Consider the following 4082-nt stretch of genomic DNA (forward strand, 5'->3'; position numbering starts at 1 on the left):
TTCGTGCGCAGCGCCTACTACGTCGAGGACTATCACTATCTGACGCCGTTCTACTCACCGTGCGTCAGCGCATCCTGCGTGTCCGGAGCGAGCCATTTCGGGGTCTGGGTCGGGGAGCTCCCGATGTGGATTCCGCTGGCGTTCCTGTCGCTGCCGTTCCTGCTCGGTTTCCGCCTGACGTGCTACTACTACCGCAAGGCCTACTATCGATCGTTCTGGCTCGCGCCGCCCGCGTGCGCGGTCGCGGAGCCGCACAGCACCTACACCGGGGAAACCCGGTTGCCCCTGATCCTGCAGAACGCGCACCGGTACTTCTTCTACGCGGGGTTCGTCATCTCGGTGATCAACACCTACGACGTCGTTCTGGCGTTCCACAGTCCCAGTGGGTTCGGTTTCGGACTCGGCAACGTGATTCTGCTGGTCAATGTCATCCTGCTGTGGGGCTACACCGTGTCGTGCCACTCCTGTCGGCACGTCACCGGCGGACGCCTCAAGCACTTCTCGAAACACCCTGTGCGCTATCGGCTCTGGACGTTCATCTCGAAACTCAACACCCGGCACATGCAGTTCGCGTGGATTACCTTGGGAACCTTGATGATCACGGACTTCTACATCATGCTCGTTGCGAGCGGCACCATTTCGGATCTGCGATTCATCGGTTGAGCAACCGCGTGGCCGAAGAAGCGCGAGCCAGGCGAACCGGGACGAACATCGATCGGCAGGGGGACAGCACGAATGGCGGAGGTCGAGCGACACAGCTACGACGTGGTGGTCATCGGCGCCGGGGGGGCCGGACTGCGCGCGGTGATCGAGGCCCGGCAACGCGGGCTGTCCGTCGCGGTGGTGTGCAAATCATTGTTCGGCAAGGCGCACACCGTGATGGCCGAGGGTGGTTGCGCAGCCGCGATGGGCAACGCGAATCCGCGCGACAGCTGGCAGGTGCATTTCCAGGACACGATGCGCGGCGGCAAGTTCCTCAACAACTGGCGCATGGCGGAGCTGCACGCGCGTGAGGCACCGGACCGGGTCTGGGAACTGGAAACCTACGGCGCCCTGTTCGACCGCACCCCCGACGGCCGAATCAGCCAGCGCAACTTCGGCGGACATACCTATCCGCGCCTGGCCCACGTCGGCGACCGCACCGGGCTCGAACTGATCCGCACCATGCAACAGAAGATCGTGTCGCTGCAGCAGGAAGATCATGCCGAGACCGGCGATTACGAGGCACGGGTGAAGGTCTTCGCCGAGTGCACGATCACCGAACTGCTCAAGGACGATCAGGGGCGCATCGCCGGCGCGTTCGGGTACGAGCGCGAATCCGGCCGTTTCCTCTTGTTCGAAGCTCCCGCCGTGGTTGTCGCGACCGGCGGTATCGGGAAATCGTGGAAGGTGACGTCGAATTCGTGGGAGTACACCGGCGACGGGCACGCGCTGGCGCTGCGCGCGGGCGCTGCGCTGATCAACATGGAGTTCATCCAGTTCCATCCCACCGGCATGATCTGGCCTCCGAGCGTGAAAGGCATTCTGGTCACCGAGGGCGTACGCGGCGACGGTGGGGTGCTCAAGAACTCCGAGGGCGACCGATTCATGTTCCGATACGTGCCGGCGGTGTTCAAAGGTCAGTACGCCGAGTCGGAGGAAGAGGCCGACCGCTGGTACGAAGACCAGGAGAACAACCGGCGCACTCCCGACCTCCTGCCCCGCGACGAAGTGGCCCGCGCCATCAATTCGGAAGTCAAGGAAGGCCGGAGCACTCCGCACGGCGGCGTGTTCCTGGACATCGCCTCCCGGATGCCCGCCGCCGAGATCGTGCGGCGGCTGCCCTCGATGCATCACCAGTTCCGGGAACTCGCCGACGTCGACATCACCAAGGAGCCGATGGAGGTGGGTCCGACCTGTCACTACGTGATGGGTGGCATCGAGGTCGATCCCGACTCCGGCGCCGCCTCGGTGCCCGGACTCTTCGCCGCCGGGGAATGCTCCGGCGGGATGCACGGCTCCAACCGGCTCGGCGGCAACTCCCTGTCGGATCTGCTCGTGTTCGGGCGGCGCGCCGGCCTGGGCGCCGCAGATTACGTGCAGAGCCTGGCGGCCCGGCCCAGGATCACCGAGGAGGATGTCTCGGTCGCCGCCCGGACCGCGCTGTCACCCTTCGATCCCGCAGACCACACCAGCGCCGAGAACCCGTACACGCTGCACACCGAGCTGCAGCAGTCGATGCACGACCTGGTCGGGATCATCCGCCGCGCCGACGAGATCGAACGCGCCCTCGCCGAACTGGCGACCTTGCGCGCCCGGATTCGGAACGTCGCCGTCGAAGGGCACCGCCAGTTCAATCCGGGATGGCACCTGGCCCTCGATCTGCGCAACATGCTGCTCGTGTGCGAATGCGTGGCGCAGGCCGCGCTGCTCCGAACGGAAAGCCGCGGCGGACACACACGCGACGATCATCCGGCGATGGATGCACAGTGGCGCAGCACCCTGCTGGTGTGCCGGGCGGGCGGGGAGGATCCGACCGTCCCCGACGTCACCGTCACCCGGCAACCGCAGGAACCGATGCGCGCCGACCTGCTGGAACTGTTCGACTTCGAGGAAGTCGCCAAGTACTACACCGACGAGGAACTCGCCGGTCATCCCGGACGGAGGTCCTGAAATGTCGGACGGAGGTGCAGCAATGTCGGACGGAGGCCCTGAACTTCCGGACACCGGAACAAGTTACGCGGCGTCCTTCCGGGTCTGGCGTGGCGACGCCGGGGGCGGCGACCTGCAGGATTACACCGTCGAGGCAATCGACGGCGAAGTGGTCCTGGATGTCCTCCACCGCCTGCAGGCGACGCAGACCCCCGATCTCGCGGTCCGCTGGAACTGCAAGGCCGGCAAATGCGGGTCGTGCTCGGCGGAGGTCAACGGCCGGCCCCGACTGCTGTGCATGACGCGCATGTCCGTCTTCGAGCGCGACGAGACCATCACCGTCACCCCGATCCGTACGTTCCCGGTCATTCGCGATCTCGTCACCGACGTGTCGTTCAACTACGAGAAGGCACGTCAGATCCCGTCGTTCACCCCGCCACCGGGGCTGGCGCCCGGCGAGTACCGGATGCAGCAGATCGACGTACAACGGTCACAAGAATTCCGCAAATGCATCGAATGCTTCCTGTGCCAGAACGTGTGTCACGTCGTGCGCGACCACGAAGAGAACAAGGAGGCGTTCGCCGGGCCCCGCTACTTCATCCGGATCGCCGAGCTCGAGATGCATCCCCTCGACGTCGCCGACCGTCGAAGCTCCGCGCAGGACGAGGACGGGCTCGGTCTGTGCAACATCACCAAGTGCTGCACCGAGGTGTGCCCGGAGAACATCCACATCACCGACAACGCGATCATTCCGATGAAAGAGCGTGTCGCCGACCGCCGCTACGATCCGATCGTGTGGCTGGGAAACAAGCTGTTCCGTCGCTGACCGCTCGCGGTGTCGGGGGCTGAGGGATCATGGTCCGAGGAGAGCTCAGCCGACGCGTTCGGCCAGCCGGGGCACGAGTTGCTCGAGGGCGAACGGAATCGACAGCGCGGAGTTCATCGAAATGGCGTCGGCGATATCGGATCCGCTCTCGAGCACCAGCGCCCGCCCATCTTGGACGGCCGGAATCTGCTGGTAGAGAGGATTATCGGTGACTTCCGCCGAATCGACGTAGATCGGCAGCACGATCAGCAGGTCGGCGTCGAGCATGCCGAGATTCTCGTTCGAGACGGGAATGAAGAAGTTGTCCGCCTCGGTGGCCTCCACCCGGGGATTGTTGACGAAGCCGAGATCCTGCATGAACTGGATGCGGGCATCGCGCGAGACGTAGGCGCCCCACCCCTCCGAGGTGTAGGACGCGACGGTGACGGTCTTGCCCTCGAATTCGGGGTGGTCTGCGGCGGCTTGCGCGAACTGCTCGTCGAGCTGCGCGAGCAACTGTTCTCCCTCGTCGGGCACACCGAGCGCGGCCGCGACCATGGAGACCTGCTCGTCTCGTGATGTCAGGTATGCCGTGGCCCCTCGCGGCGGTCCTACCGTCGGGGCGATCTGTGCGAGGGTGTCATAT

The 4082-nt window shown here is 65.1% G+C and carries 4 protein-coding genes; 3 read left to right on the forward strand and 1 reads right to left on the reverse strand.

The features are described 5' to 3' along the window. From Q8814_RS24750 to Q8814_RS24760, 3 genes are all read left to right on the forward strand, one after another. On the forward strand, positions 1 to 663 hold a 663-nt coding region (locus Q8814_RS24750), incomplete at its 5' end, for a hypothetical protein (RefSeq protein ID WP_330154609.1). 72 nt (positions 664 to 735) lie between these two features. Next, on the forward strand, positions 736 to 2652 hold the full coding sequence (locus Q8814_RS24755) for a fumarate reductase/succinate dehydrogenase flavoprotein subunit (RefSeq protein ID WP_330154610.1): 1917 nt from the start codon (positions 736 to 738) through the stop codon (positions 2650 to 2652). 22 nt (positions 2653 to 2674) lie between these two features. Further along, on the forward strand, positions 2675 to 3457 hold the full coding sequence (locus tag Q8814_RS24760; RefSeq protein WP_330154611.1) for a succinate dehydrogenase/fumarate reductase iron-sulfur subunit: 783 nt from the start codon (positions 2675 to 2677) through the stop codon (positions 3455 to 3457). A gap of 45 nt (positions 3458 to 3502) precedes the next feature. On the opposite strand, the gene Q8814_RS24765 is transcribed toward Q8814_RS24760, so the two are convergent. Further along, on the reverse strand, positions 3503 to 4082 hold a 580-nt coding region (locus tag Q8814_RS24765), incomplete at its 5' end, for an ABC transporter substrate-binding protein (protein ID WP_330154612.1).

The organism is Rhodococcus chondri, from assembly GCF_036327435.1.
Taxonomy (GTDB): Bacteria; Actinomycetota; Actinomycetes; order Mycobacteriales; family Mycobacteriaceae; genus Rhodococcus; species Rhodococcus chondri.